This window comes from Flavobacterium sharifuzzamanii (assembly GCF_003254585.1).
Taxonomy (GTDB): Bacteria; Bacteroidota; Bacteroidia; order Flavobacteriales; family Flavobacteriaceae; genus Flavobacterium; species Flavobacterium sharifuzzamanii.
Window position 1 is genome coordinate 179,232 of the sequence record NZ_QJGZ01000039.1, and the last position, 24,551, is coordinate 203,782.

General features: G+C 32.6%; 21 protein-coding genes. 7 read left to right on the top strand and 14 right to left on the bottom strand.

Going from position 1 to position 24,551, the window contains the following annotated elements:
- The first annotated feature begins 119 nt into the window (after positions 1-119).
- Complete coding sequence (locus tag DMA14_RS13640; RefSeq protein ID WP_111425174.1) at positions 120-1,481, top strand: hydroxymethylglutaryl-CoA synthase family protein; 1,362 nt, start codon at positions 120-122, stop codon at positions 1,479-1,481.
- A 225-nt stretch (positions 1,482-1,706) separates the two neighbouring features.
- On the opposite strand, the gene DMA14_RS13645 is transcribed toward DMA14_RS13640, so the two are convergent.
- The 3 genes from DMA14_RS13645 to DMA14_RS13655 form a co-directional block, all read right to left on the bottom strand.
- On the bottom strand, positions 1,707-2,189 hold the full coding sequence (locus DMA14_RS13645; protein ID WP_238989971.1) for a hypothetical protein: 483 nt from the start codon (positions 2,187-2,189) through the stop codon (positions 1,707-1,709).
- A gap of 90 nt (positions 2,190-2,279) precedes the next feature.
- Positions 2,280-2,720 carry a GNAT family N-acetyltransferase gene (locus tag DMA14_RS13650; protein ID WP_111425176.1) on the bottom strand — a complete coding sequence of 147 codons (441 nt, stop codon included), beginning with the start codon at positions 2,718-2,720 and terminating at the stop codon, positions 2,280-2,282.
- A gap of 17 nt (positions 2,721-2,737) precedes the next feature.
- Positions 2,738-4,225 (bottom strand): bactofilin family protein, encoded by a 1,488-nt coding sequence (locus DMA14_RS13655; protein ID WP_238989973.1) that lies wholly within the window; start codon positions 4,223-4,225, stop codon positions 2,738-2,740.
- A 32-nt stretch (positions 4,226-4,257) separates the two neighbouring features.
- Between DMA14_RS13655 and DMA14_RS13660 the strand changes: the two genes are divergently transcribed.
- Positions 4,258-4,674 (top strand): helix-turn-helix domain-containing protein, encoded by a 417-nt coding sequence (locus DMA14_RS13660; protein ID WP_111425177.1) that lies wholly within the window; start codon positions 4,258-4,260, stop codon positions 4,672-4,674.
- 56 nt (positions 4,675-4,730) lie between these two features.
- Here the strand turns inward: DMA14_RS13660 and DMA14_RS13665 are convergent, their stop codons facing one another.
- The 3 genes from DMA14_RS13665 to DMA14_RS13675 form a co-directional block, all read right to left on the bottom strand.
- Positions 4,731-5,285 carry a hypothetical protein gene (locus tag DMA14_RS13665; RefSeq protein ID WP_111425178.1) on the bottom strand — a complete coding sequence of 185 codons (555 nt, stop codon included), beginning with the start codon at positions 5,283-5,285 and terminating at the stop codon, positions 4,731-4,733.
- A gap of 213 nt (positions 5,286-5,498) precedes the next feature.
- The gene (locus DMA14_RS13670) at positions 5,499-6,533 is read right to left on the bottom strand and encodes a hypothetical protein (RefSeq protein ID WP_111425179.1); all 1,035 of its coding nucleotides are present in this window, start codon (positions 6,531-6,533) and stop codon (positions 5,499-5,501) included.
- A 337-nt stretch (positions 6,534-6,870) separates the two neighbouring features.
- Positions 6,871-8,046, bottom strand: a complete 1,176-nt coding sequence (locus DMA14_RS13675) for a DUF5018 domain-containing protein (RefSeq protein WP_111425180.1) — start codon at positions 8,044-8,046, stop codon at positions 6,871-6,873.
- 374 nt (positions 8,047-8,420) lie between these two features.
- On the opposite strand from DMA14_RS13675, the gene DMA14_RS13680 reads away from it, so the two are divergent.
- Together DMA14_RS13680 and DMA14_RS13685 are read left to right on the top strand one after the other, a co-directional pair.
- A complete protein-coding gene (locus tag DMA14_RS13680; RefSeq protein WP_111425181.1) occupies positions 8,421-9,713 on the top strand; it encodes an aminopeptidase P family protein in 1,293 nt (430 codons plus the stop codon).
- Positions 9,706-10,620, top strand: coding sequence for an alpha/beta fold hydrolase (locus tag DMA14_RS13685; protein WP_111425182.1), 915 nt, complete (start codon positions 9,706-9,708; stop codon positions 10,618-10,620). Before DMA14_RS13680 ends, DMA14_RS13685 begins: the two co-directional genes overlap by 8 nt.
- Positions 10,621-10,923: 303 nt before the next feature.
- Here the strand turns inward: DMA14_RS13685 and DMA14_RS13690 are convergent, their stop codons facing one another.
- Positions 10,924-11,442: a ferritin gene (locus DMA14_RS13690; RefSeq protein WP_111425183.1), complete on the bottom strand. Its 519-nt coding sequence runs from the start codon at positions 11,440-11,442 to the stop codon at positions 10,924-10,926.
- A gap of 89 nt (positions 11,443-11,531) precedes the next feature.
- Positions 11,532-11,888: a hypothetical protein gene (locus DMA14_RS13695; RefSeq protein WP_089057086.1), complete on the bottom strand. Its 357-nt coding sequence runs from the start codon at positions 11,886-11,888 to the stop codon at positions 11,532-11,534.
- A 179-nt stretch (positions 11,889-12,067) separates the two neighbouring features.
- Between DMA14_RS13695 and DMA14_RS13700 the strand changes: the two genes are divergently transcribed.
- Complete coding sequence (locus DMA14_RS13700; protein WP_111425184.1) at positions 12,068-12,871, top strand: TIGR00266 family protein; 804 nt, start codon at positions 12,068-12,070, stop codon at positions 12,869-12,871.
- 165 nt (positions 12,872-13,036) lie between these two features.
- Positions 13,037-13,813, top strand: a complete 777-nt coding sequence (locus DMA14_RS13705; protein ID WP_111425185.1) for an alpha/beta fold hydrolase — start codon at positions 13,037-13,039, stop codon at positions 13,811-13,813.
- Positions 13,814-13,983: 170 nt separating this feature from the next.
- On the opposite strand, the gene DMA14_RS13710 is transcribed toward DMA14_RS13705, so the two are convergent.
- Positions 13,984-14,316 carry a roadblock/LC7 domain-containing protein gene (locus tag DMA14_RS13710; protein WP_238989974.1) on the bottom strand — a complete coding sequence of 111 codons (333 nt, stop codon included), beginning with the start codon at positions 14,314-14,316 and terminating at the stop codon, positions 13,984-13,986.
- 272 nt (positions 14,317-14,588) lie between these two features.
- Here DMA14_RS13710 and DMA14_RS22745 point away from each other — a divergent pair, with 272 nt between their 5' ends.
- A complete protein-coding gene (locus tag DMA14_RS22745) occupies positions 14,589-14,732 on the top strand; it encodes a hypothetical protein (protein WP_157957707.1) in 144 nt (47 codons plus the stop codon).
- A 6-nt stretch (positions 14,733-14,738) separates the two neighbouring features.
- Here DMA14_RS22745 and DMA14_RS13715 read toward each other — a convergent pair whose 3' ends face one another.
- From DMA14_RS13715 to DMA14_RS13740, 5 genes are all read right to left on the bottom strand, one after another.
- Positions 14,739-15,413: an ATP-binding cassette domain-containing protein gene (locus DMA14_RS13715; protein WP_111425187.1), complete on the bottom strand. Its 675-nt coding sequence runs from the start codon at positions 15,411-15,413 to the stop codon at positions 14,739-14,741.
- Between the two features lie 297 nt (positions 15,414-15,710).
- Positions 15,711-18,473 (bottom strand): PD-(D/E)XK nuclease family protein, encoded by a 2,763-nt coding sequence (locus DMA14_RS13725; protein ID WP_111425189.1) that lies wholly within the window; start codon positions 18,471-18,473, stop codon positions 15,711-15,713.
- Positions 18,474-18,536: 63 nt separating this feature from the next.
- Positions 18,537-20,000 carry an OmpA family protein gene (locus DMA14_RS13730; protein ID WP_111425190.1) on the bottom strand — a complete coding sequence of 488 codons (1,464 nt, stop codon included), beginning with the start codon at positions 19,998-20,000 and terminating at the stop codon, positions 18,537-18,539.
- 113 nt (positions 20,001-20,113) lie between these two features.
- Positions 20,114-21,307 (bottom strand): glycine C-acetyltransferase, encoded by a 1,194-nt coding sequence (kbl, locus tag DMA14_RS13735; protein ID WP_111425191.1) that lies wholly within the window; start codon positions 21,305-21,307, stop codon positions 20,114-20,116.
- 82 nt (positions 21,308-21,389) lie between these two features.
- Complete coding sequence (locus DMA14_RS13740; protein WP_111425192.1) at positions 21,390-24,548, bottom strand: UvrD-helicase domain-containing protein; 3,159 nt, start codon at positions 24,546-24,548, stop codon at positions 21,390-21,392.
- Between the last annotated feature and the right edge of the window lie 3 nt (positions 24,549-24,551).

Here is a 24,551-nt window from a genome sequence, read left to right on the forward strand (position 1 = left end):
ATTTTATTCAAAGTTTTGATTTATTTTCTTCAAAAGTGCTCTTCAGCAGAAATTTTGTCTAAGTAAAAAATTGTCATTCCGTAACATAGTTTTACCTTTAGCGGCTCAAAAAAATAAGAATGAAAACAGGAATTGATGCTATTTCGTTTGATGTAGCAAACATACATTTACCCATAAAAACTTTGGCAATCGCCAGAAATATTGAACCAGAAAAATTAGAAAAAGGTCTTGGATTACTAAAAATGACTTTTCCAGACGTTCACCAGGACGCAGTTGTTTTTGGAGCAAATGCTTTAACCAAGCTTATCATTGATAATAAAATTGATTTAAAAGAAATAAGCCGAATCTATGTTGGTACCGAAAGCGGCATTGACAGCTCAAAACCAATTGCTTCTTATTTAATTAGTTTAATGGAGCAAAAATTTGGTGAAGATTCTTTGGCAGAATGTGATGTTGTTGACTTTACTTTCGCTTGTATTGGCGGAGTTGACGCTATGCAAAACTGTCTAGATTTTGTAAAACTGAATCCGACTAAAAAAGCAATTGTAGTTACTTCTGATTTTGCAAAATATGACTTAAATTCTGGAGGAGAATATACTCAAGGTGCTGGGGCGGTTGCCATGTTAATTTCTGCAAACCCAAAAATCATTGCTTTTGATGATAATTGGGCAACGAGCACAAAAGGTGTTTTTGATTTCTTTAAACCATACAGAACCATTTCTAAGGAAGAAATTACCAAAAACACTAACAACGATTCTTGGTTTGACAATTTAGAAGCCGAAATCGAAATCCATAAAGATCAGCCGGTTTTTGACGGACAGTATTCGAATCAATGTTATATGGATCGTACGCGCAATGCTTACTTTTCATTCAAAAAATTAAAAAATACTACCGAAACTTTATACAACACTTGGCATAGTATTGTAATGCACTTGCCATATTCTTTTCAAGGAAGAAGAATGTTATCTGAAATCTACGCTTTAGACAGTGCCGAAAAAATTATCGCCGATGATATTGCACCTGCAGATTATCAGACAAAAATTAAAGAAGTGGCAAAATCTGATGATTACAGAAGTTTTGTAACCGAGAAATTACAACCAGCAGAATTGGCATCTTCATTAATAGGAAATCTTTACACTGGTTCTATTTTTATGGGATTGTTGTCGACTTTGTCTCATTTTTATGATACAAACAAAGAAGTTTCAGGAACTAAATTCGGTTTCTTAGCTTACGGAAGCGGATCAAAATCGAAAGTTTTTGAAGGAACAATTCAGCCAGAATGGAAATCGGCTTTAGAAAACGTGAAACTTTTTGAAAATTTAGCGGAAAGTGTAGAAATTGATTTCAATACTTACGAAAGTCTTCATAAAAAAGAGCAAAAACAAAGCATAAGAACTCCTAAAAACGAATGGGTTTTAGATAGAATCGAAAAAGAAATTCCTGTTCTGATTGGAGCGAGATATTACAAATGGATTGACTAATTAAATTTCTCCCGATAGCTATCGGGACCAAATTCCAATAAAAAAGAACCGAAGCATCTTACTTCGGTTTTTTTATTTTACACACAGTTTGTCATTCTGAGGAACGAAGACACGAGCGATAGCGAACTGGCGAAGCAATCACACTAGGCACTCGACAAAGACTGGCGATTTTGCATGCGGAATCTCTAGTGTGATTCTTCGTTCCTCAGAATGACAAGATTGTGTTTAAAACTTTGACAAAGATCGTGGCACATAAAGCAGCAATCCCAATCCTAAAACAAAAACCGCACAACTTAAAACCATCAAAATTCCATTTTTCAAAGCAAAAAAAGAAAATCCCACAGCAACCGAACCAACAATTACCATTAAGGACTTTAAGGTTTCTGTTTTTATAAAAGCAAATGCATGCAAAGCCAAACCAAGAAAAAGTAAAGACGGACCAACAGCCACAAACGGATAAAAAATCAATGGTGAATTATTAATATGCTGACTTAACTGTTCTTTTGCAATTTCATTATTTCCATAACTTGACATGATAAAATCGATTGTACAAAGTCCGATATGCGCAATAACGCCTAAAGCTGTCAAAACTGAAGCTACTTTATTTGCCTTTGTTTTAGGAAATACATCATTAAACGAAAGCAAAAAACAGGCGCCAATTAAATTGAACCAATGCGCAAAATCTATCGATTCGCTTAAACTTGGCAAAAGTTTAGAAAAAAATAAATAACTGACTAGAAAAAAGGCTAACCCGATCAAGCAAAATTGTTTTGTATTCATAGTTTGTTTTCTCAACTTTTATAATTTATAAATCGTAAACTTATTATGACTCAAAGTAAAACCGAGATTTTCATAAATTGCTACATTCTCAACTCGCTTTTTATTTGTGGTTACTTCGATACTTTTTAAGTTATTTTTCTCAGCAAAATCTAAAATTTCATTTATTAATAATCTTCCAACGCCTTGACCACGAAATTTTTGATGAATAAAAAACTCCTGAATCTCGCCAACCAACCCGCAATGATGTAGCAAATTTTGGGTATGAAAACTAATAAATCCTAAACCTTCATTTTCGTTTTCAGCAATGAGATACAGATTTTTTGGATTTGAAATGTTTTCATTAAATATCATTTCGAAAACTTCAAAATCTAGAATTTCATTTTCGAGTTCACAGATTGATTTATAGACGAAGTCTAGGTCGCCGTTTTGTATTTTTCTGATTTTAACATTTAACTCCATAATCTACTTTACAGATTTTACAAATATTCATTCAACCCAAGTCGTTCAAATTTCTGTTTATACTTTTGTACATAATTATTCCACCCCTCATCATTTTTATAAACAGAAAAAGCATAATCAACGGTTTCTTTACTAAAATGATTTCCAAAAACATTATCTAAATATTCTATTCCAGAATCGATTACTTGTTTTAAAACCTGTAATTTATCAATTCCAGTTGCTTTACAAGCTTTATCCAGCCACAATCCTTTTCCAATTTTCACATATTCTACAAGGAGATTTTCTGTTATAAACGGAGAAGGAACATCGTTAATATCGGGTTCGTACCTTCCGTTTTTAAAAACCAACAATATCAGATCTTCCGAATAATATTCTGATGGAATTAATCTCAACATTGCACCGTTTTCTGCCGCTTTAAAACAAAGTTCTTTGGTGATAAATTCATCAGGAATTACCTGAATTGCAAAACCATCTTTACTGACTAATTTTTCGCAGAGCTCAGAAGTTATTAAATCCTGATCGATAAATGGCAAAGCATGAAAAGTAATATCTAATGCCAGATTGCAAAGTTCTTCGGTTTTAAACTGCTTCGGAACGAGTTTAAGATCTCGGTAATTTGCCAAAACACGATCACGCCAATATTCGTAAGTTTTAGCTGGCGGATTGTTTTGTTTTAAAACCAATTCGCCTCTTGCCAAATCTCTTTCTAATTCTTCAAAAGTTTCAATTAACGGATTATCGAGTAATTTTCTAAGTTCGTTTGAAATAATTTCTTCGTCGGTTTCATCGTCATATTCGCATTCATTTTTTGGATCAATTTCATCTCTATCATTATAATAAAACAAGTCTATTTTCTTTTCTGTAAATGCCGTATTGTGGTCTGTAATGATAAAAATCGGAGAATTTATCGAACCCAAACAATTGAAACTTCCATGATTGTAATACGTCATCACAACTTCTTTTGCTGTAATATTTCCCTTTACTTCAACATTCGCTCCGCCAAGCAAAAGGCTTTGACAATTTACGCTTCCACTAATGAAAACATACGGACCATAATCGCCTTCGGCATTAATAATTGAACCGCTTACAGAAAGATCTCCGTTTATAAAAATGCCTTCAATTCTTATTTCTTCAATATTTTTAGTCGGAAGATTTAGCAAATTGGCCAACCATTTTTTCTCTTTATTTTCATAAAGATCTAAATAAAAACTTCCTTCAAAATTGACATCTTCTTCTGCTGTCAGAAAAAAATCCTCGTCTTGCCATTCATCAAAATAATCGAACTTTTCATCTTCAGTTAAAAAAGGATATTTGGCTTTAATTTCGGCTATTGTAATTAATTTGAAATTGGAAGTCTGCATTTTATTGGTATTATTGGAAGTATTTTTTTGAATATCAAGATTACGTAATTCTAAATTCAAAACCAATTCGATAGTCAGAAAAATTGTATTTTTACTCCACAAAAAAGAACTTGCAACTGCAAACTTGTTTTCTGCATAAACCAAAAATGTAAAAGAATTTTAAATATCTTTGAATCATGAGCACAGCAATAAAACCAAAACATATCGGCAGAAACATTAGCCGAATTAGAGAACTGAGAGATATGAAGCAGGAAGCGCTTGCTATTGCACTTGGTGTTAGTCAGCAATCTATTTCTAATCTCGAAGGAAGTGAAAACGTTGATGATGAAAAATTAAACAGAGTTGCAGAAGCTTTGGGAGTTACACCTGAAGCAATAAAAAACTTTTCTGAAGATGCTGTTTTTAATATTATTGGGAATACTTTCGAAATAGAAAACAATACTGGTTCTTCGGTGATAAGTCATGGATGTACTTTTAATCCGATTGATAAACTTATTGAATCTTACGAAGAGAATAAAAAACTTTATCAACAGTTAATTCAAGCTGAAAAAGAGAAAGTGGCTCTTTTGGAGAAGTTACTTGATAAGAAATAGAAAATTCTTTTTATATAAAGAAAAAAACCGAAGTTTTGATTGGCTTCGGTTTTTTTTTATTGAAGATTTTTTAGCCAATCAATCCATTTTTTTTGAAGAACATTTAAATCTTCTGGAGTTGATTTCATCGAAACTGAGCCAAAATTTTCTCCTGTTATAATCGTCAATAATCTATTGGCTCTTCCAGCAATTGTAAATAAATCATCATTTACTATAAACCCATGTCCATAACTTTTTAAATCTCCACTTTCTATTCTTTCAAAGATGATTAAATCGGCACTACTCACAAGACCAACTTCTTTTTTGTTTGTTATTCGATTTATTAATTGTGGAATTATCTTTTCGTAATTAAAAGCTATCCAATATTCAGCATCAAACAAATACCCATATTCCTGATTATTATTGATTTTATCTAAAATAAATTCCATTGAATAATTTTTGATCTTTTCTTTATTGCTTTCATCAAGCCAATTGAATTGATTTTTTTGTTCATCTATTGCATTTTGAAACTTCTGAGAAATCTTTGGATCTTTTGGAAATTTCAAATTTAAAGCATTAGTCTGCGCAAATGAAATATTGGAGATAAATATTAAAATAAGGAGATTTTTCATTCCGTTGTTAGGTTTAGAATATTATTAGCCAATATACAAAATCGTTTAAAAGATAATTAAATGTAAATCTGCATGAAACAAAAATCGCCAATCTTTGTAGAGTTACTTGCGGAGATTTCTCGCTCCTCGAAATGACAAGATTGTGGTTTACTACAATTTTGAAAAAAAACCGAAGCTTTGAAATTTCAAAACTTCGGTTTTTCTTTAGTTATTCTATTTTTTAACTGACTCCATTTTTTTTATTTTGGTTTTCAGTATTTTTAATTCTTGTTCTTGTTTTTCACTTTTCTTATTTTGCTTTTCCAATTTCTTGTTTTGCTCTATTGTATATAAAGTTAATTCTTCAATTTTCTGCAAAAGTTTCATTTGAAATTCTTTCATTTCAAGTCCGTTTGCAATCATTTCTTTTGCTGGAGCAATTTCTGGAAGGTGCTTATTTTGAGTCACAAATTCTTCCAATTTATTCAAATCCATTAATTTATAATCGTCCTCAAAAACAAAATCACAACCTCCTAGTAAATCAACTTTTATCTCTTTTGCTCTAATTGTTCCACAAACATCAAGTTTATAAGCTGGATTGACTGTGCCAACTCCAACATTTCCATCTAAAGTAATAACCATTCTATCATAGTTAGTATAGTCTGAACCATTCCAAAATGTGGTATGAAAACGAAGATCTCCATATATAGAGCTTCCAGCTGGATTAGGATTTACAGAATAAATTCCTGGTCCACCTCTTCCAAAACTCAATCCTCCACGATATGTCACTTGTCCTCCCATTGGAGTAAGTGTTCCTGAAATTTTTTCACTAATAACCAGTGTAGGCTCTTTGCCATTTGGCAGAATATTATTTTCAGTTCTTCCTGAATAAGATGCAAAATCATTATAAACTGCTGAATTCCCAGTAATTTCCAATTTAGCACTTGGTACAATGTTTCCAATACCAACTTTACCATTCTCTGGCTGTATAACAGTTCCACTTCGAAAATATGAGGATCCACCATCAATAATAATACCCGTATTAAATGATAATTTAAGCTGTTGAAAATTTGGTGCAATCCAAGCTCCACCTGTTCTATATATTCCATACCCTAACGGATCACTCTTATACCAAGTTATCCCATCTGGCACATTACGTCCATCATCAACATTATTAAAATTAATTGAATTGTGCAATTCATAGGTTTGAGCATTCATAGCTTGAAATAAAATCAAAACCCAGAAAGCAAGTAAATTTCTAATTTTCATTTTTTTATTGTTTTTTTGAGTTAAATATTAAAGTCAGCAAAAATAGCATTTCACTTTACATATTGCGTCAAATAATCTAAAACAAATCTTACTAAAAAAGAAAGTCTTAAATTTTCTAATGAGAAAGCTTGAATAAAAGGAACATCATTCAAAACTCAGAAATGCGAGATTTCTATTTTTTTGAGATTAATAAATCTGTATATTACAAAATTGCCAAACTTTATAGAGTTACTTGCGGAGATTTCTCGTTCCTCGAAATGACAAGATTGTGGTTATTCCAACTTTTAAAAGAAAAAAACCGAAGTCTTATATTGACTTCGGTTTTTTCAGATTCTATTTATTCTTTTCCTACCAATTCTATATTAAAATGCCAATCATGGTCAAACCAAACATTTGCATCTTCGAGGCTATTATTTTTGCTAATTCTAGACTCTCCAGAATAACCACTGGTAAAACAGAATCCATCTCCAGCTTTAGTGTTAGCTGAACTAGCTGCATAAATACCTAATTTTTCTCCGTCAACTAAATACCAATAAAAACTATATTTCTTATTAGCTTCTAAATAAAGATTTAGCGCTTGCAGATCAAACGGAATAAATCCTCCATTAAAAGACTCAGAAACCTCTGTAGTTGTAGTGGCTAAAATATTACGATTTGCATCCTTGACAATTAATTTCAAAGTTACTGGTTTATTATATTTTTGTCTACCTTCATAATATACAAACCCTTCCTGAAGGTGAATTCTAAAAGTAGAAGGAACTAAATTTTTATCAACTATTACAGTTTGCCCAGTTCCAATATTTCTATCGAAAGGTAAAATATCTGGAGCATTTGTTCTGTTATCTCCACCAAACCATTTCGATGCATTTGATTCAGAACATGATCTAGATATATAATTATTCATATACTCTAATTTTACTTGATAAACCTTTTCTGCCCCAGATTCTGATTTAACAGTAAAATTTACTGGCTCAGAATAGTCTTTTATCGTTTTAGGATCTGGCGTTATAGTTGCATGTTTTGAAAACTTTAATTCTACATCCAAATTTTTAAGATCGTTAATTTCAGGAATTCTTTTGGTTACTAATCCTCTTTCATTATTAATATCAGCGCTCAACACTAAATTTGGAGTTTTCACATTCAATTCTAAGATAAAATTATCAGTGCTTGGCTCTCTTCTTATATCGGCCAAATAAGTTTTCACATCTCCATTTTCTGCCGTAACTACAAAAGTCAGAGGACCGCTAATAGACTTAATTGTTGCTGGATCTGGGTTTATATTTGCACCTTTAGGAATTGAAATTGCTAAACTTATATTTTCTAGTTCGAATGTGCTTTCTACGATACCGTTTATTGAGTTGCCTTCAATTGGAAACTCTTTTGTAATATTTTCTTTTGTTATGCTAAAAGATTGAATTGTATTATCGGCACTTAAACTTGCTTCTGATACGCAAGATGCCATTAAAAGGGAGGCAAAAAAGAAAATTGCAAATAGATTAATTTTAGTTTTCATTAGATTTAAGGTTAGTTTATTTTTTCTACAAATATTATTATTTATAAAATAATTTAATTACGGGAAACCGTATTCTCTAAAAATCATTTTTAAATCATGATAGATAATTATGAAAACGCAAAGAATTTGTGATATGAAAAGAAAAACCAAAAGCTTTGAATTGAAATTTTCTGATTTTTTCATATTCAACGTTTGAATCCTGCTTTGCGCAGATCCTTCGACTTCGCTCAGGAAGACAAAACAGGATGAAAAACTTCGTGCCCTAGCGCCTTCATGGCAAAAACAATAAATAAGAAAACTTTAATAAATCTGCTATACGCCACTAATTCAAAAATTAGTAATTTTGAAATTCGAAGTTCAAAAACGAAATAATTATGAAATATCATCAAATAAACAGCGCTCTTTTTGTAAAAAACCGCAGAAAGTTCATGGCTGAAATGAAACCTAATTCGGTTGCAGTTTTCAACTCAAATGACATTTATCCAGTTAGTGCCGACAGTACTTTGCCGTTTGCGCAGCATAGAGATATTTTTTACCTGAGCGGTGTAGATCAGGAAGAAAGTGTTTTGCTTTTGTTTCCAGATGCACCTTACGAGCACCAAAGAGAAATGCTTTTCTTGAGAGAAACCAACGATCACATTGCAGTTTGGGAAGGTGAAAAATTGACTAAAGAACGTGCTTTTCAAGTTTCTGGAATTAGAACGGTTTATTGGTTACAGGATTTTCATAAAGTTTTGAACGAAATGATGACGTATGCCGATACGATGTACATCAACACAAACGAACATTACCGCGCGACTGTTGAAACAGAAACTCGTGAAGCTCGTTTTGTAAAATGGTGGAAAGAGCGTTATCCAGCGCACAATGTTGCAAAAAGCAACCCAATTTTACAAAGATTACGTTCAGTAAAAGAAAGCGAAGAAATCGATTTGATTCAGCACGCTTGTGATATTACAGAAAAAGGTTTCCGTAGATTATTAGGATTCGTAAAACCAAATGTTACCGAATATGAAATCGAAGCAGAATTGGCTCACGAATTCATCAGAAACCGTTCTAAAGGTTTTGCTTATACGCCAATTATTGCTTCTGGAAACAATGCAAATGTTTTACACTATATCGAAAACAATCAGCAATGTAAAGAAGGTGATTTAATTTTACTTGATGTTGCTGCAGAATATGCTAATTACTCGAGTGATATGACTCGAACAATTCCAGTTTCTGGACGTTTTTCTGATCGTCAAAAAGCAGTTTATAATGCTGTTTTGAGAGTAAAAAACGAAGCGACAAAAATGCTTACGCCTGGAACGCTTTGGAAACAATATCATGTTGAAGTGGGTAAAATTATGACTTCTGAATTACTTGGTCTAGGTTTAATAGACAAAGCCGATGTTCAAAACGAAAATCCAGAATGGCCAGCTTACAAAAAATATTTCATGCATGGAACTTCTCACCATTTAGGACTTGACACACACGATTACGGATTGCTTCACGAACCAATGAAAGCGAATATGGTTTTCACGGTTGAACCAGGAATTTACATTCCAGCAGAAAAATTCGGAATCCGTTTAGAAGACAATGTTGTGGTTCAGGAAAAAGGAGAGCCTTTCAACTTAATGAGAAACATTCCTGTTGAAGCAGACGAGATCGAAACGTTGATGAATGAATAATATTCTGATGAAAAAGATTTTTCTTCTTGGCTTTTTATTAATTGCGTCAAATATTTTTGCTCAGACAGAGGGTTTTGCGTTGAATAATGATGGAAGTACAACCTATTACAAAACATTCGGAAAAGGCGAACCGCTTTTAATTATAAATGGGGGCCCAGGAATGAACAGTAATGGTTTTGAAGATATGGCGAAAGTTTTAGGCGAAAGTCAGCAAACGATTATTTACGACCAAAGAGGAACTGGAAAATCGAAACTTTCAAAATTAGACGCTAAGACCATTTCTATGAAAATAATGGCCGATGATATTGAATCCTTAAGAAAACATCTTAAAATTAAAAAATGGAATATTCTTGGGCATTCTTTTGGCGGAATGCTAGGTTCATATTATGCAACAATCTATCCGAATAGCATCAATAAATTGGTTTTATCTTCTTCCGGAGGTGTCGATTTGTCTTTATTAAAAGGTCCGAACTTGATTGAATCTAATCTTTCTCAAATTGAAAAAGATTCGATGAATTATTGGAACGATAAAATAGAAAAAGGTGACACTTCGCATAAAGCCCGTTTAGGACGCGGACGTGCGATGGCTCCAGCTTATGTTTACGATCAGAAATTTGTTCCAATTATTGCCGAAAGATTAACTCAGGGAAATTCGACAATTAATGGCTTGTTATGGTCTGATATGCAAAAAATGAATTTTGACTGTAAAACTAAACTGAAAGATTTCAAAAATTCCGTTTTAATCATTCAAGGAAAAGAAGATATTATTAGCAATGAAATTGGAGAATTAACACACCAGACTTTTCCAAATTCGAAACTGATTTTATTAGAACATTCTAAACATTATGGATGGCTTGATGCCAGAGAAAAGTATTTCTTGGATATTAATTCATTTTTAAAGTCATAAAAATTTAAAAAAAGCTGTCTCAAAAGGACAGCTTTTTTGTTAGACGAAATATTTACATAATTTATTCCATTTGTAAAAACCCCAGCGGGGTGAAATATTTATAGAATTGCAATAAGATAAATGAAAAAGAGCTCCAGAGGAGCGACATATATTATAGCTGTAGAAAAAATATGTCGCTCCTCTGGAGCTTTATGTTGTAACCTTTTGTGCTTTGCTATAAATATTTTGCTTCTCCGAAGCTTGCAAAAAATAAAGGAGCTATCTTTTTGAGACAGCTCCTTTTTAAATTTTATAATCGTTTATTTATCCGATTTTTGAAATCTGAACATCCAATTGGAATTTACCGTCAGCTTCGTTTCCATTGATTAATTCAAAAAGTTCTAAAGCTCTTCTTGCGTTTTTCTCTTCTTCTCTTTGTTCAGCTACATACCACATCATAAAGTCTTCAGTAGCATAATCATTTTCAGCTCTACATTTTGCAATTACTTTATTTATTGCTTGAGTAACTGCAATCTCATTTTGCAAAGCAATTTCAAATACTTCTCTAAAAGAAGCAAATTCTTGCTGTACTTCTGGAACAGATGGCGTTATTGCAATCCCTCCCATGTCTGTAATATATTTGAAAACTTTTAGGAAATGCTCTCTTTCTTCTTCAGCTTGCTTGTACAAATAAGATGCTGTATTTGCATAACCGTTTCTATCCAACCATGCCGCCATAGCTAAATATTTATTAGAAGCATCGCTTTCTATTTTTGCCTGTAAGTTCAATATATTTTCGATTCCTTCAACTAATGAAGTACTTGTTCTTAGTAAATCTTTCATAACCTTTAATTTTTATACGTGTAAAATTACAAAAATTAAAGCAGGCATCTGTAACTGCCTGAGAATTTGGATTTAATCTAAGTAAGAATCTAAATAAGCTCAACGTTTACCATATTGCAAAGCATCGAATGTAAAGTAAGAGTAAATTTAGTTCCGTTTAATAAATCCCTTAACTGCACTATTTCGCAGATAGTAAGATTTCTAGAAAAGTTTCTTTTGGTGGTTTCAATCAACTGTGCATCTGACTGATCAGATAAGTCGTAAAGCATGTTAAGAATGTCAACGCTATTAACCTTTCTTTGAAAAATCAAAAAATCCTGAATTTTATAACTTGACACTGTATCAACAAAATTGATAATTATACTATTGGTCAAATCACATTGATAACTGTATCCTTTTTCGGTTTCAAATAATACTTTGGTGGTCAAATCACTAACTAATGCCATTCTGATAAAATATAATAACGGTGCAAAAATATAGAATTTAAAGCAATTAAACACGTAATTAAGACTAATTTAAAATAACAAAATCGTATAATGTTCTTAAAAACAGCTTAAGTACGCTAAAGACTGTAACATTTTTCAGCATTATTAGTCTAATTTTAAAAACAAAAAATTTAGAAATTATGCAAGCGCACGAAATAGATTATCAGATTTTTGGAGAGGAAATGCAATATGTCGAGATTGAGCTAGATCCACAAGAAATTGTAATTGCCGAAGCTGGCAGTTTTATGATGATGGAAAACAATATCCAAATGGAAACCATTTTTGGAGACGGTTCTCAACAACAAGGCTCAGGTTTGTTTGGCAAACTTTTAAATGCTGGTAAAAGAGTTCTTACTGGCGAAAGTTTGTTTATGACCGCTTTTTTAAACCAAGGAAATACTAAAAGCAAAGTTTCATTTGCATCGCCTTATCCCGGAAAAATTCTTCCAATTGATTTAACAGAATTTCAAGGCAAGTTTATCTGTCAAAAAAGTTCATTTTTATGTGCTGCCAAAGGCGTTTCTGTCGGAATAGAATTCTCGCAGAAATTAGGACGAGGTTTATTTGGCGGTGAAGGTTTTATCATGCAGAAAATTGAAGGAGACGGAATGGCATTTGTACATTCTGGCGGAACAATGGCCAAAAAAGTATTAGACCATGGCGAAGTCCTAAAAGTAGATACAGGATGTATTATTGGTTTTACCAAAGATGTAGATTATGATATTGAATTTATAGGCGGAATCAAGAATTCTATTTTCGGTGGCGAAGGGTTATTTTATGCTACATTAAAAGGTCCAGGAACGGTTTACATACAATCGCTTCCTTTCTCTAGATTAGCCGATCGTATTATTGCATCGGCACCAAGATCTGGCGGAAACAGCCGTGAAGAAGGGAGTCTTCTTGGCGGGTTAGGAAATCTCTTGGATGGTGATAATAGGTTTTAATAAAAAATGGCTTTCGTTTCTGAAAGCCATTTTTTATTATTTCAAAACCAAAATGTTATAAATAAATTTATAGCTATTTTAAAGATTTCCCAATTAAATCAAGACATCACGATATTTTAGTTCAGCTTTCTTAACTTTGTACTTCAGAACAAAAAATCTTTCATTTTGAAAACTCTTTTATATAAAAACACTAAAATATCATACTCTGATTCTGGAACTGGAAACACAATAGTTTTACTTCACGGCTTTCTAGAAAACAAAAAAATGTGGAAAGATTATGTTGATTTTTTCTCAGAAAAATATCGTGTTGTTACAATCGATCTTTTAGGTCATGGCGAATCTGAACCATTAGGCTATGTTCACGAAATGGAAGATAATGCCAATGCAGTAAATGAAGTTTTGGAATATTTAAAAATTGAAAAAGCTACAATTGTTGGACATTCGATGGGTGGTTATGTTGGTTTGGCTTTCGCCGAATTGTATCCGAAGAAAATCCAGAAATTAGTTTTATTAAATTCAACTTCAAAAGAAGACAGTGCGGAGAAAAAACTAAACAGGACTCGCGCAATTAAAGCCGTAAAACAAAACTACGTTAGCTTTGTAAGTTTAGCAATTGCTAATTTATTCAGCGAAAATAACCGAACACGATTAGCTGAAGAAATAGAAAAAGTAAAAACAGAAGCTTTAAAAACACCTTTACAAGGAATTATTGCTTCTCAGGAGGGCATGAAAATCAGGAAAGATCGAGAATGGCTTTTAAAAGAGAACCGTTTTCCGGTTTTATTGATTCTAGGAAAAAAAGATCCTGTTTTAAACTACGAAGAAAGCCTTTCGCAAATCGAAGATACAACTGTAGAATTAATTTCTTTTGAGGACGGACACATGAGCCAAATTGAAAACAAAGAAGAATTAAAAATAGCTTTGTTGCATTTCTTTGAATAAAAATCTAAGTATTAAAATCGAAAAAGGCCATTTCTAACCTAGGGTTGAAACAGCCTTTTTCTCATTCTTGGGGGCAAAATATTGTTATAACTTTTAAGTAATATCTTTTTTGTATTTAGAAATCGTTCTTATTAAATCAAGATTCGTTTTAGGGATAGTTATTTTTTAAACTAGTTATTAAAAACAGAGTCCATTCTTCTTAGCAATAGTCCCATTTTACTCAAATCTTTAGAAAGCAGTGCAATGCACTTATCATCTTGACTTTTGTTTGCCACGACAATTCCATCTTTATTTTTGATCATAACTTGTTTAAGATCTCCATTGTTAACATCCTCAGACATTTCAAGACACATCTTTAAAATCATCCCAATCATTGCCGCAACATTTCCGTCGTATTCTAAATTAACAGACTCGTTCAAAATCCCATCAATATTAAAACTTAGCCCAGATTCTGCGCCAGTCTCTTCTACTAGTATTTGTAAATCGGTCATGTGTATTGTCATGTTTTTGGAGCGCCAAAGATATTTTAATATTGGTAATTGTGCAATAAACACTTGTTAAAAAAAGATCTGAATATAACGTTCTGAGTCACTTTTATTTATCAGCTAATTATTCCCGTTTTTTTGCAAAAGAAATGCAATAAAAATTAACATAAAAAGCAAATAACACTAAAAACATAACACTTTACTTGATAAAATTCATTTCTAAAATTAACATTTGCAGATTGTTGCATTTCGCTAAAGTTTTTCTATAGCTTTGCAAAAAAAATGTAAAAATGAAAACTATTGACGAATTACGCTTTGACTTAAATGTAAAATTGGAAAGGTTTAGAAGATTTCGCATTGAAAACGGACACATTAATATTACAGTTTCTGAAGAAAAATCTAAAAAAGGTTTTTTCAAGAAAATATTCAGTTAATAGCACCTAAAATTTTTCCGAATTTAACAAATAGCCTTCTTTAACGAGCTCACATTCATTCTTGATTATCTGCAACTTACCATCTTTCAACATATTTAAATCTGTGGCAATTTCTATCACTTTTTCATAATTATGATCAGTAATAATTATTCCTTTTACTTGAGAATTTTCTTTAATTAACAGTGATATAATTTCAATCATTTTTGGTGACAAACCGCTAAATGGCTCATCCAATACTAAAAATTTTGAATCATTAAAAAGAACCAACATAATCTGCAGATATCTTAATTCTCCAAAAGACAAATTCTTAATTTTTTGATTTAAAAGAGGTTTTAAAAAATCGTCTTCACAAATAACATGTGCTTTTTGTTTATCGAGCGACAACAAAACAGCTTGGAAAACTGAAAAATGACTTGGAATAAACTGGTTTTGACACAGATAACCAATTTCATTTAACAATGAAAATGAATTATTCTTCGAAATCCCATCGATAAAAATACTTCTATCTGAAGCTGTTGTTATTCCGACTATGATTTTGAATAAAGTAGATTTTCCAGAACCATTTTTTCCAAATAAACCAATTATTTGTCCCGTTTCTAATTTTAAATAAATATTCGAAAGCAATAATTTATTATTAAAACTCTTTTGGACGCCACTTATTTCGAGAATATGTTTTTTCAAGATACTTTTTGAATTGAGATTAGCACAACCTTAAACAAAAGCACGAATACAAAATTCAAGAAGAAGCTATAAAACAAAAGTCTTCTTTTCGAAAGACCGTTATTTCTATAAAATAAATATTCGTTTTGGCGATATGTCTCCTTAAACCCAATACTTGAGACAAAACCTACTGTGACTATCATTAGCAAAAAATAACCAACTCCTCCGAAAAAAAATGCAAAAGTAGAGACCGCTAAATTCACAATCAAAGTCGTCTTATAAAACTCAAATATGTTTCGAAATTTCCTGATAATACTTCTAGATTTTTTCCTCAAAAGGAATATTAACATCAAAAATTTCTCCCAGTAAATTGGCAATTTCTTCTAAATAAGCATTCAATATCTGAGGCGTTACTATAACATCTAATTCTTTTTCTTCTTTGAAGCCAAAAGGTAGAAATCCAGACTTTAAATTTTTGAATGAAATAATTCCAACTTCTATCGGAAGTCCTCCTGCTTCTTTCTCAAACATGAAAGCATAAGCCAAAACCTGAATGATTTTATCATTTTTACGCTCCTCCGTTAATCCGTTCCAAGTTTTCAAGACAACATTAGATTTCTCAACTTTTCCTGTCTTATAATCAATAATTCGAATTTTCCCATCTCGGCGTTCTATACGATCGACATTTCCTTTAATTAAAACAGGAAAGGGCAGTTTAGGATGAACAAACTCACGCTCAAAAGTTTGCTCTAAAGCAATAATCTGAATCGCTTCATTATTCTTTACTGATTCCAATTCCATTTTCAGGAAATTAGAAACATTTCGTTTTGCCACTTCAAAGGCCAGAAGATTTCTTCCTTTTTTAATTTCTCCTTCCTTATAAACAAGCTTAAATTGCTTTAAAACTTCATCATCCAACAATTTGAAACAATTTAGAAGATCTGTCTCAGAAATAAATTTCCCTATAAAAGGTTCGTAGAGCGCTTTTAAGGTTTCATGAATAATTGTTCCCAATGTATTCAAAGCAATATTTTCTTCAACCTCTTCTACTTCACGAATTCGCAATATCTTTTGAAAATAAAACTCAATCGGATTTCGTATATAGCTAGTCAAAGCCGAAGGTGAAAAGCCGTTAACAGCAATTTCCTTCAATCTTTCCATTACTAATTCAGATTTAGAAACAGAAATGGGTTCATAAGCCGTATTTGGCAATTCCGGATTATAAATATCAAAACTTATGTTATGATTTGATTTTTTCTCAACTTCCAATTGTGTAATAAAACGACTCCTTTCACCAGCGTCCAATCCGTCATTTTCTGTATTATAAATCAAATAAATATTTTTAGCTCTCTGAAGCAAATGATAAAAGTGATAGGTATAAATCGCATCCTTTTCTTTAAATGTTGGAAGCCCCAACTCTCTTTTGACATCATATGGAATAAACGAATTCTGAGATTTTCCAGCAGGAAATTTCCCTTCATTCATAGATGTTATAATCACCGTTTCAAAATCTAAAACACGACTTTCTAAAACCCCCATAATCTGAAGACCACGCAATGGCTCTCCTTCAAAAGATACTTCAGCCAAATCTATAATTTGTTTATAAATCGAATAAAGCGTATCGATATTATCAATATGATGGTGTTTCGAATAATAATTAATAAGCTTATTAATTACTTTAAAGACTCCGTACACAAATGCTTTTGCAATCTTTTCTTCTTCATTATCATTACTAAAATGATCTTTAATCGTAATTAATAATGTAGAAATATTCTTTAGAACAGCAATTGAACCATTTTCCCATCTTTCAAACAGCAAATTAAAAAAACTCGAAGACTCAGGATGGAGTTCCAAAATTTTATGATGAGTAATAAAAGTGTAGTTATTTTCTTTGATAATCCTTACCAACCTTTGTGCATTTGCATATGGCTCCACCAATGGATGTGTTAAAATATCAAGCACATCTTTATAATAAAAAACATAACTGCCCCCTTTACGAGAAAGTGCATTGGTATGCATCTTAAACAATTTAGCAACAAAAATCTGCGACGGATTGTTCTTTCCCGAATATCCCATTGTAATATTCAAAGCACCAACTGACGCAGGAAGAGAATACAAAACAGGAACTAATAAATTTTCTTCACCAAGCACAACTGCAACTTTATCTAAAGAAGCATCAGGATTTTGATCAATTAAACTTTCAATAATACTTCCAGCTAATTTGGCTTGCCCGATTGTTTTAGGAGTTCCAATCACCTGAATGTTTTTAAACTGCGAAAAATCATCCACAATCCATTCAAAAACATTTCCTTTATAGTGTTTCCAACTTTCTTTAAATCGTCTTAAAAACAGTCCAGCATCATGATATGGATCATTTAGAAAGGCTTGGTCTGCATCCCAATAAATCTTTGCCTGATCTAGCGCCAATAAATGCTGCACAATTTTTTCTTCGGCGGCATTCAAAGCATTGAATCCTGCAAAAATAAAAGTGCGATTTCCAATCGTATTTGAAAAATGATTCAAGTTATTTACTGCTTCTCTATAAATCAGCCCTTGATATCCAATCGATTTGAACAGCAAATGATTATATAATGACTCATAATACACAGGAAGTAATTTCCAGAAATCGATGTAATTTTCAAGAAGTTTCGTTTTTTGATCCACTTCGAGTCCCCATCTTTTTATATCTTCAATATCTTTTAAATAAGACAGAATATGTGAAGGGTCTAAAAGGTATCTGTCTATTTCATTAAAATCTTGAAGAAGAGTTTTTGCCCAATTTGCAAATAATTCAAATGACTGTTGATTATTTTTTTCTGTAATAGATAAGTATACCTCGTAGAATTCAAACAATAGTTCGATCGAATCTATAGCACGAATTGACGCAACATCTTGAACAAAATCTTCTATACTGGTAATCTGTGGTGCAATTATAGTTTTTGAAGTTGCATTTTTGAGTGCTTCAATCAAGAAAACCTTTGCTCTTTTATTAGGAAGAATTATGGTTATTTCAGAAAGTTTTCCAACATAATCCTGAATTACAACAGAGGCAATTTTTTGAAGAAAAGAATCATTTATCATAGTATAAAAATAAAAAAAGCCATTCAATTAAGAATGGCTTTTCATATTTATTTAGAAAACTAATTATAGTTTACCTTGGTATTTAGAACCAATGTGTCTAATTTCAGTTCTTCTGTTTTGTGCTTTACCTGCAGCAGTTTTGTTACTTGCAACTGGTTGGCTAGATCCAAATCCTTTAGACTCTAAGTTCTCTGGGTTAACACCTCTTTGAACTAATGCATCTAACACAGCTTTAGCTCTGTCTTCAGAAAGTTTTTGGTTGATTTTAGCAGAACCTGTACTATCTGTGTGTCCTTCGATAGAGAATTTCGCGTTTGGATAGTTTTTAAGGATTTCTTTAATAGCATCTAATCTAGCTGGAGTTTCTTTGTCACCAGTTTTGAAAGTAGCTTTTCCTGAGTTGAAGTATACCGCTCTAGCTTGAACTTTAAGATCTTCTAACGCCTCAGAAGTTACTTCTGGACATCCTCTGTTACTAGCAGGACCTGCAACTGTAGGACAGTCGTCATCTTTGTCAGCAACACCATCTTTATCAGCATCTAAGAATGGGCAACCACCATTTTCTTTAGGACCAGCAACTGTAGGACATTTATCGTCTTTATCAGCGATTCCGTCACCGTCAGTATCAGGACAACCTTTTAAAGCAGCTAAACCAGCAACATCTGGACAAGCGTCATCTTTATCAGCGATTCCGTCACCGTCAGTATCAGGACATCCGTTTAATGCAGCCAAACCAAATACATCTGGACAAGCGTCAGAAGCATCAACGATTCCGTCTCCGTCAGTATCAGGACATCCGTTGAATTGCTTTAAACCAGCAACATCTGGACAAGCATCGTCTTTGTCATAGATTCCGTCTCCGTCAGTATCTTTACCTCCGAATTTGAAAACTAAACCTGCCATGTGTTGGAAATGAGATGGTGCATCAGGAGTACCATTAGCATCTTCTCTATCACCACTAACAGACCATTTGTATCTTGTAGATAACTCTAATCCAATAGCATCAGTAAACCAGAAAGTAACACCAGCTCCTGGGTTAACTGTTCCGTAGCTGCTGTCTCCGAAGAAAGTATAACCACCACCTACAGATAACGAAGGATCAACCACTTTAGATTTGATTAATTCTTGGAAACTGTATTTGATAGTAGCATCAATTCCATAATACATTAAATCTCCAGGATTAGTAACATAGTTACCTCTTCCATCAACACCTGCGTGTGTCCAATCAAAAACAACATATTTATCAATTTTGTTTACAGACCCTTGTAAACCAACTGAGAAACCATGCCCTACATATCTATTTACACCAATGTAAGATAGAGAAGGAAGAATATTCCAGTTGTCTTTTACAGCGAATGGCTGAGAAAAGTGTTGGTCAAAGAAACCATGACCAGCACCTGAACTTGTTCTAGTATCCACAGCATTAACCCCGAAAGAGATCGCCCATGGATTGTTACTGTCTTGCGCGTGAGAACTTAAACCCATCGCCATCAATACAGCAACTAAAAGTTTGTTAAGATGTTTCATACTTAATTTTTTTAATTACAATTTAGTTAATTACAAGCAAAAGTAACACCAAATTTTTTAAATACAAAATGAAATGTTAAAAAAAACCTACAAAAATTTAACGGAAGTGGTAATTATATAACTTTTAACATTTTACCGACAACTGTAAAGGCATTTATAGCCTTATCCAAGTGTTCTTTTTCATGTGCTGCAGATAGCTGTACACGTATTCTAGCCTTCTCTTTAGGAACTACCGGAAAGAAAAAACCAATAACATATATTCCTTGTTTCAAAAGTTCGTTTGCCATTGTCTGAGATAATTTTGCATCGTATAGCATAACTGGAACAATTGCAGAATCTCCGTCAATAATATCAAAACCTGCTTTTTTCATACCTTCTTTAAAATAGTTGGTATTCCATTCTAGTTTGTCACGAAGCGCTGTATCTTTTTCTAACAATTCAAATACTTTTATTGAAGCACCGACAATTGCAGGAGCTAATGAATTTGAAAATAAATAAGGTCTAGATCGTTGACGCAACAATTCTATAATTTCTTTTTTAGCGGTGGTATATCCTCCCATTGCTCCTCCCAAAGCTTTTCCAAGAGTTCCGGTAATAATATCCACTCTCCCCATTACTCCTTTTGCCTCAAGAGTTCCTTTTCCTGTAGCTCCAATAAAACCAGCAGCATGACATTCGTCAACCATTACCATTGCATCGTATTTATCTGCCAAGTCACAAATTTTATCTAATGGCGCCACTAAACCATCCATAGAGAAAACCCCATCAGTAACAATCAATTTAAAACGAGTCCCAGCTTCATTAGCTTTAATCAACTGCTGCTCTAAATCTTCCATATTATTATTTTCATAACGATAACGAGCTGCTTTACACAAACGAACTCCATCAATAATAGAAGCATGATTTAAACTGTCTGAAATAATTGCATCATTCTCTCCTAATAAAGGCTCAAATACTCCACCGTTTGCATCAAAAGCAGCTGCATACAATATAGTGTCTTCTGTACCGTAAAAATCTGCAATCTTTTTTTCTAATGTTTTATGAATATCCTGTGTTCCGCAAATGAAACGCACTGACGACATTCCAAATCCATGCGTATCCATTGCGTCTTTTGCTGCTTGCACTACTTCTGGATGCGAAGAAAGCCCTAAATAATTATTCGCACAAAAGTTCAATACTGTTTCTCCAGTTGAAATTGTGATTTCAGCACCTTGTGGAGAAGTAATAATTCTCTCTTTTTTGAAAATTCCATTTTCTTCAATCGTCTGCAATTCTTTTTGCAGATGTTCTTTTATTTTACCGTACATTTTTTATTTATTTAAAACGTTAAAAATTAACAACTTAACCAAAATTAAGCTTCGTTTTTTCTTTAACATCTGATTAATTTTTTCACAAATTTACTACTTCAATTTCCTCTCCTATATATACAAGAGCTTTTTTTAACACTGTGTACCCTAAATCTTCAATTGCGTCCTGATATTCCTGAATTTGCTGCAGATATTTGGCATTAGACACTCCAGTTTTATAATCCAACAAATAAGCCTCTTTGTTTTCCAGAAATACAATTCGATCAGGCTTTAAAATTCTTCCTTCTTTCTGAACGATAGTCTGCTCATTGAGAACCGTGTGATTTCCATCAAAACATATATTAAGCTCTGGATGATTTACAATTTCCTTCAAAGTCTGCAGTACTTGATCCTTTTGATCATAAGTTATCAAACCATTTTCAAGTGATTTTGTAACAGCCAAATCAATATCCGACTTATCTTTAACAAAAGCCAAAATCTCATGAACAATGTTTCCATAAGAAATCGCTTCCTGCTGATGCGTTCCCCACATTAAAGCTTCGCGTTGGGCAATTTTAATATTTTTAGGATTTAAAACTTCTTTCACAATCTGAATAGACTTAACCATGTCAATTGTTTTTGAAGATTTTGACAACCTAGCCTTATTTCCAAATTCGTAATTGAATTTTTCTTCGTCATAAACTCCTTCATGAATCAAAAACTTAATAAAAAAGGAAGCCATATTATTCGGATATTCACCATCACTTTTAGCTTTTAGCGATTGAGAAATCACATACAATTGCTCTTCAGCACGAGTCAGAGCAACATAGAGCACATTTATATTATCTAAAAGCTCTTCTTGTTTTTTTAAATTAAAAACTGCCGATGCGCTTTCTCCAAAACTTTCAACCGCACTACTATTATCCACTAAAGCTTTTGGAACTCCCAAATCTATTTCTTCCGTGTCCAGCCATAACTTATCTTTTGGTTTTCGATTATAATCTTCATCTGCAAAAGGCATAATTACAACTGGAAATTCCAAACCTTTTGACTTATGAATGGTCATGATTCGAACAGCGTTATTTCCTTCAGGAGAAGGAATGCTAAATTTTTCCGCATTTTTATCCCAAAAAACTAAAAAATCTGAAACTCCCGCCTGGTTTCTAATATCTCTTTCCAAAACAATATCTAGAAAAAACTGTACATAAGCATTTCCTTCTGATGGAAGAATAAATTTAGAAATGATAATTTCAACCGCTTCGTACAAAGATTTTTTTCGAACATCTTCAAAAGAAAAAGAAACATCAAATGTTAAAAGCCATTCTTCAAATTCTTTTTCAAATCGATGATTCATTCCCATCGCAATAAAATCATGAACTGGCATTAACAAATCTTTCGTTGAAGCTAAGAAATGCAAAAAGTTAGCCTTTGATTCTAGATCTGAGCTATTATTTAAATATCTAAGGAGATGAATGATCAGACGAACTTCTGACGCATTCTGAATCATCAATGTTTCTGAAGACAGCAACGGAATTCCTTGTTCCGTCAAATAATTAGCAATTGCAATTCCCTGATCTCTTTTTCTAGTCAGGATTACAATATCTTTATATTCGAAACCTTGCTTAACCACTTCCTGAATCGTATTTAAAGTTGCCAAAACATACAAATCTGATTTCTCCACCACATCGTCTTCATCTGCAAAGTCATTTTTATCAATAATTGGAAGAAATGAAATGTTTACATAACCGCCTTTTTTTGAATTCGTGTTTTGAAAACTATGATTTTCGTACAGATTCTTATAATCTTCATTTAAAAATTCACTAGAAATCAATTTAAAAAAAGCGTTGTTAAACTCAATCACTTCGCTATAGCTTCTATAGTTTGTATCGAGATGCTTTACTACTTTTTCATGATGAAAAAAAGCTACCTCTTCTTTACTCAGTTCTATAAATTGCTCTGCTTTTCCTCCGCGCCAGCGATAAATAGATTGTTTCGGATCTCCAACAATCATAAGAGTTCCTTTATTACCAAAATCATCCAAACCAGAAAGCGAATTATCAATCAGCGGAATCAAGTTCTGCCATTGCATTTCTGATGTATCTTGAAATTCGTCAATAAAGAAATTTCGATAACGCTCTCCCAAACGTTCATAAATAAAAGGAGCTGGCTGATTCTGAATTTCACGATGTATTATTGCGTTGAATTCTGAAATAGATAAGACATTCTGCTCCGATTGAATTTTTGCAAGTTCATTACTAACAGTATTCAACAAGGAAAGTGGCGTAATATTTTTTAGAAAGGCTTTATAAAAATCTCTTTTTTCGAAATTCTGATAAATCTCTTTCAATATCTGAAGAAGTTCAGGTATGATATTTTCGATTAAAGCTCGGTCTTTTGCCGTTTTATTAATCGCAATATCATCAAACTCATGAAAGGTTTTATTTTTCGGATTAAATTTCCCGTCCCTAATACTTTGCAGATGATTTGGAAAAGTTCCTCTTGAAAATGATTTTGGATCGATTCCGTTTTTATCAATCAATTCAATTGCTTTTATTGCAAGACCTTCATTAGTTTCTTCCAGTTCTTTGCAAAGCGCCTGCATTTTCTTTTTAATTTCGACAAACTCTCCGATTGTTTTGTTTTGAAAATGCAGAATTTCATTTCGATTATTCTCATTCAAAACCAATCTTCCTGTATCGAGAATTTCGCGCGAGATATCCCAGCTTTTATCATCATCGGTTTTTTCCATTGTAAAATCGATGAGCAATTTGGTTAAAGTTTCATCTTCACCAGCTTGTGCGATAATGGCATCAACAGCTTCAACCAATAAGTTTTCGGTATCCAAAGTAACCTCAAAAGTCATTGGAAGATTTAAATCGTGTGCAAAAGCGCGGATAACTTTATGAGTAAATTTATCAATTGTAGAAATATCAAAAGCAGCGTAATTATGAATTAAGTGCTTAATAATTTGTTGTGATTTGGTTTTAATTTTAATGATCGAAAGCCCTGTATCACGAGACAAATCTTCCATCAAATCAGCCGCTTTTGGAGACGGATCGTCTTTTGCAAATTCAGATAGATTTCCAACAATACGGCTTTTCATTTCATGAACCGCTTTATTAGTAAAAGTTATGGCTAAAATATTTCTATATGCATCATTTTTTGGAGAAGAAAGAATAATTTTTAAATATTCTTTTACCAATGTATACGTCTTTCCTGATCCCGCAGAAGCATCATAAATGGAAAAAGACGGACTTTGCATAGT

Coding starts and splice junctions, on each gene's coding strand:
- DMA14_RS13695 (WP_089057086.1), bottom strand. CDS start 11,888: ATGGCATTAGTTAGTGATTTGACCACCAAAGTATTATTTGAAACCGAA.
- DMA14_RS13670 (WP_111425179.1), bottom strand. CDS start 6,533: ATGAAAATTAGAAATTTACTTGCTTTCTGGGTTTTGATTTTATTTCAA.
- DMA14_RS13660 (WP_111425177.1), top strand. CDS start 4,258: ATGAGCACAGCAATAAAACCAAAACATATCGGCAGAAACATTAGCCGA.
- DMA14_RS13665 (WP_111425178.1), bottom strand. CDS start 5,285: ATGAAAAATCTCCTTATTTTAATATTTATCTCCAATATTTCATTTGCG.
- DMA14_RS13675 (WP_111425180.1), bottom strand. CDS start 8,046: ATGAAAACTAAAATTAATCTATTTGCAATTTTCTTTTTTGCCTCCCTT.
- DMA14_RS13685 (WP_111425182.1), top strand. CDS start 9,706: ATGAATAATATTCTGATGAAAAAGATTTTTCTTCTTGGCTTTTTATTA.
- DMA14_RS13740 (WP_111425192.1), bottom strand. CDS start 24,548: ATGCAAAGTCCGTCTTTTTCCATTTATGATGCTTCTGCGGGATCAGGA.
- DMA14_RS13710 (WP_238989974.1), bottom strand. CDS start 14,316: ATGACAATACACATGACCGATTTACAAATACTAGTAGAAGAGACTGGC.
- kbl (WP_111425191.1), bottom strand. CDS start 21,307: ATGTACGGTAAAATAAAAGAACATCTGCAAAAAGAATTGCAGACGATT.
- DMA14_RS13640 (WP_111425174.1), top strand. CDS start 120: ATGAAAACAGGAATTGATGCTATTTCGTTTGATGTAGCAAACATACAT.
- DMA14_RS13730 (WP_111425190.1), bottom strand. CDS start 20,000: ATGAAACATCTTAACAAACTTTTAGTTGCTGTATTGATGGCGATGGGT.
- DMA14_RS13680 (WP_111425181.1), top strand. CDS start 8,421: ATGAAATATCATCAAATAAACAGCGCTCTTTTTGTAAAAAACCGCAGA.
- DMA14_RS22745 (WP_157957707.1), top strand. CDS start 14,589: ATGAAAACTATTGACGAATTACGCTTTGACTTAAATGTAAAATTGGAA.
- DMA14_RS13700 (WP_111425184.1), top strand. CDS start 12,068: ATGCAAGCGCACGAAATAGATTATCAGATTTTTGGAGAGGAAATGCAA.
- DMA14_RS13650 (WP_111425176.1), bottom strand. CDS start 2,720: ATGGAGTTAAATGTTAAAATCAGAAAAATACAAAACGGCGACCTAGAC.
- DMA14_RS13725 (WP_111425189.1), bottom strand. CDS start 18,473: ATGATAAATGATTCTTTTCTTCAAAAAATTGCCTCTGTTGTAATTCAG.
- DMA14_RS13690 (WP_111425183.1), bottom strand. CDS start 11,442: ATGAAAGATTTACTAAGAACAAGTACTTCATTAGTTGAAGGAATCGAA.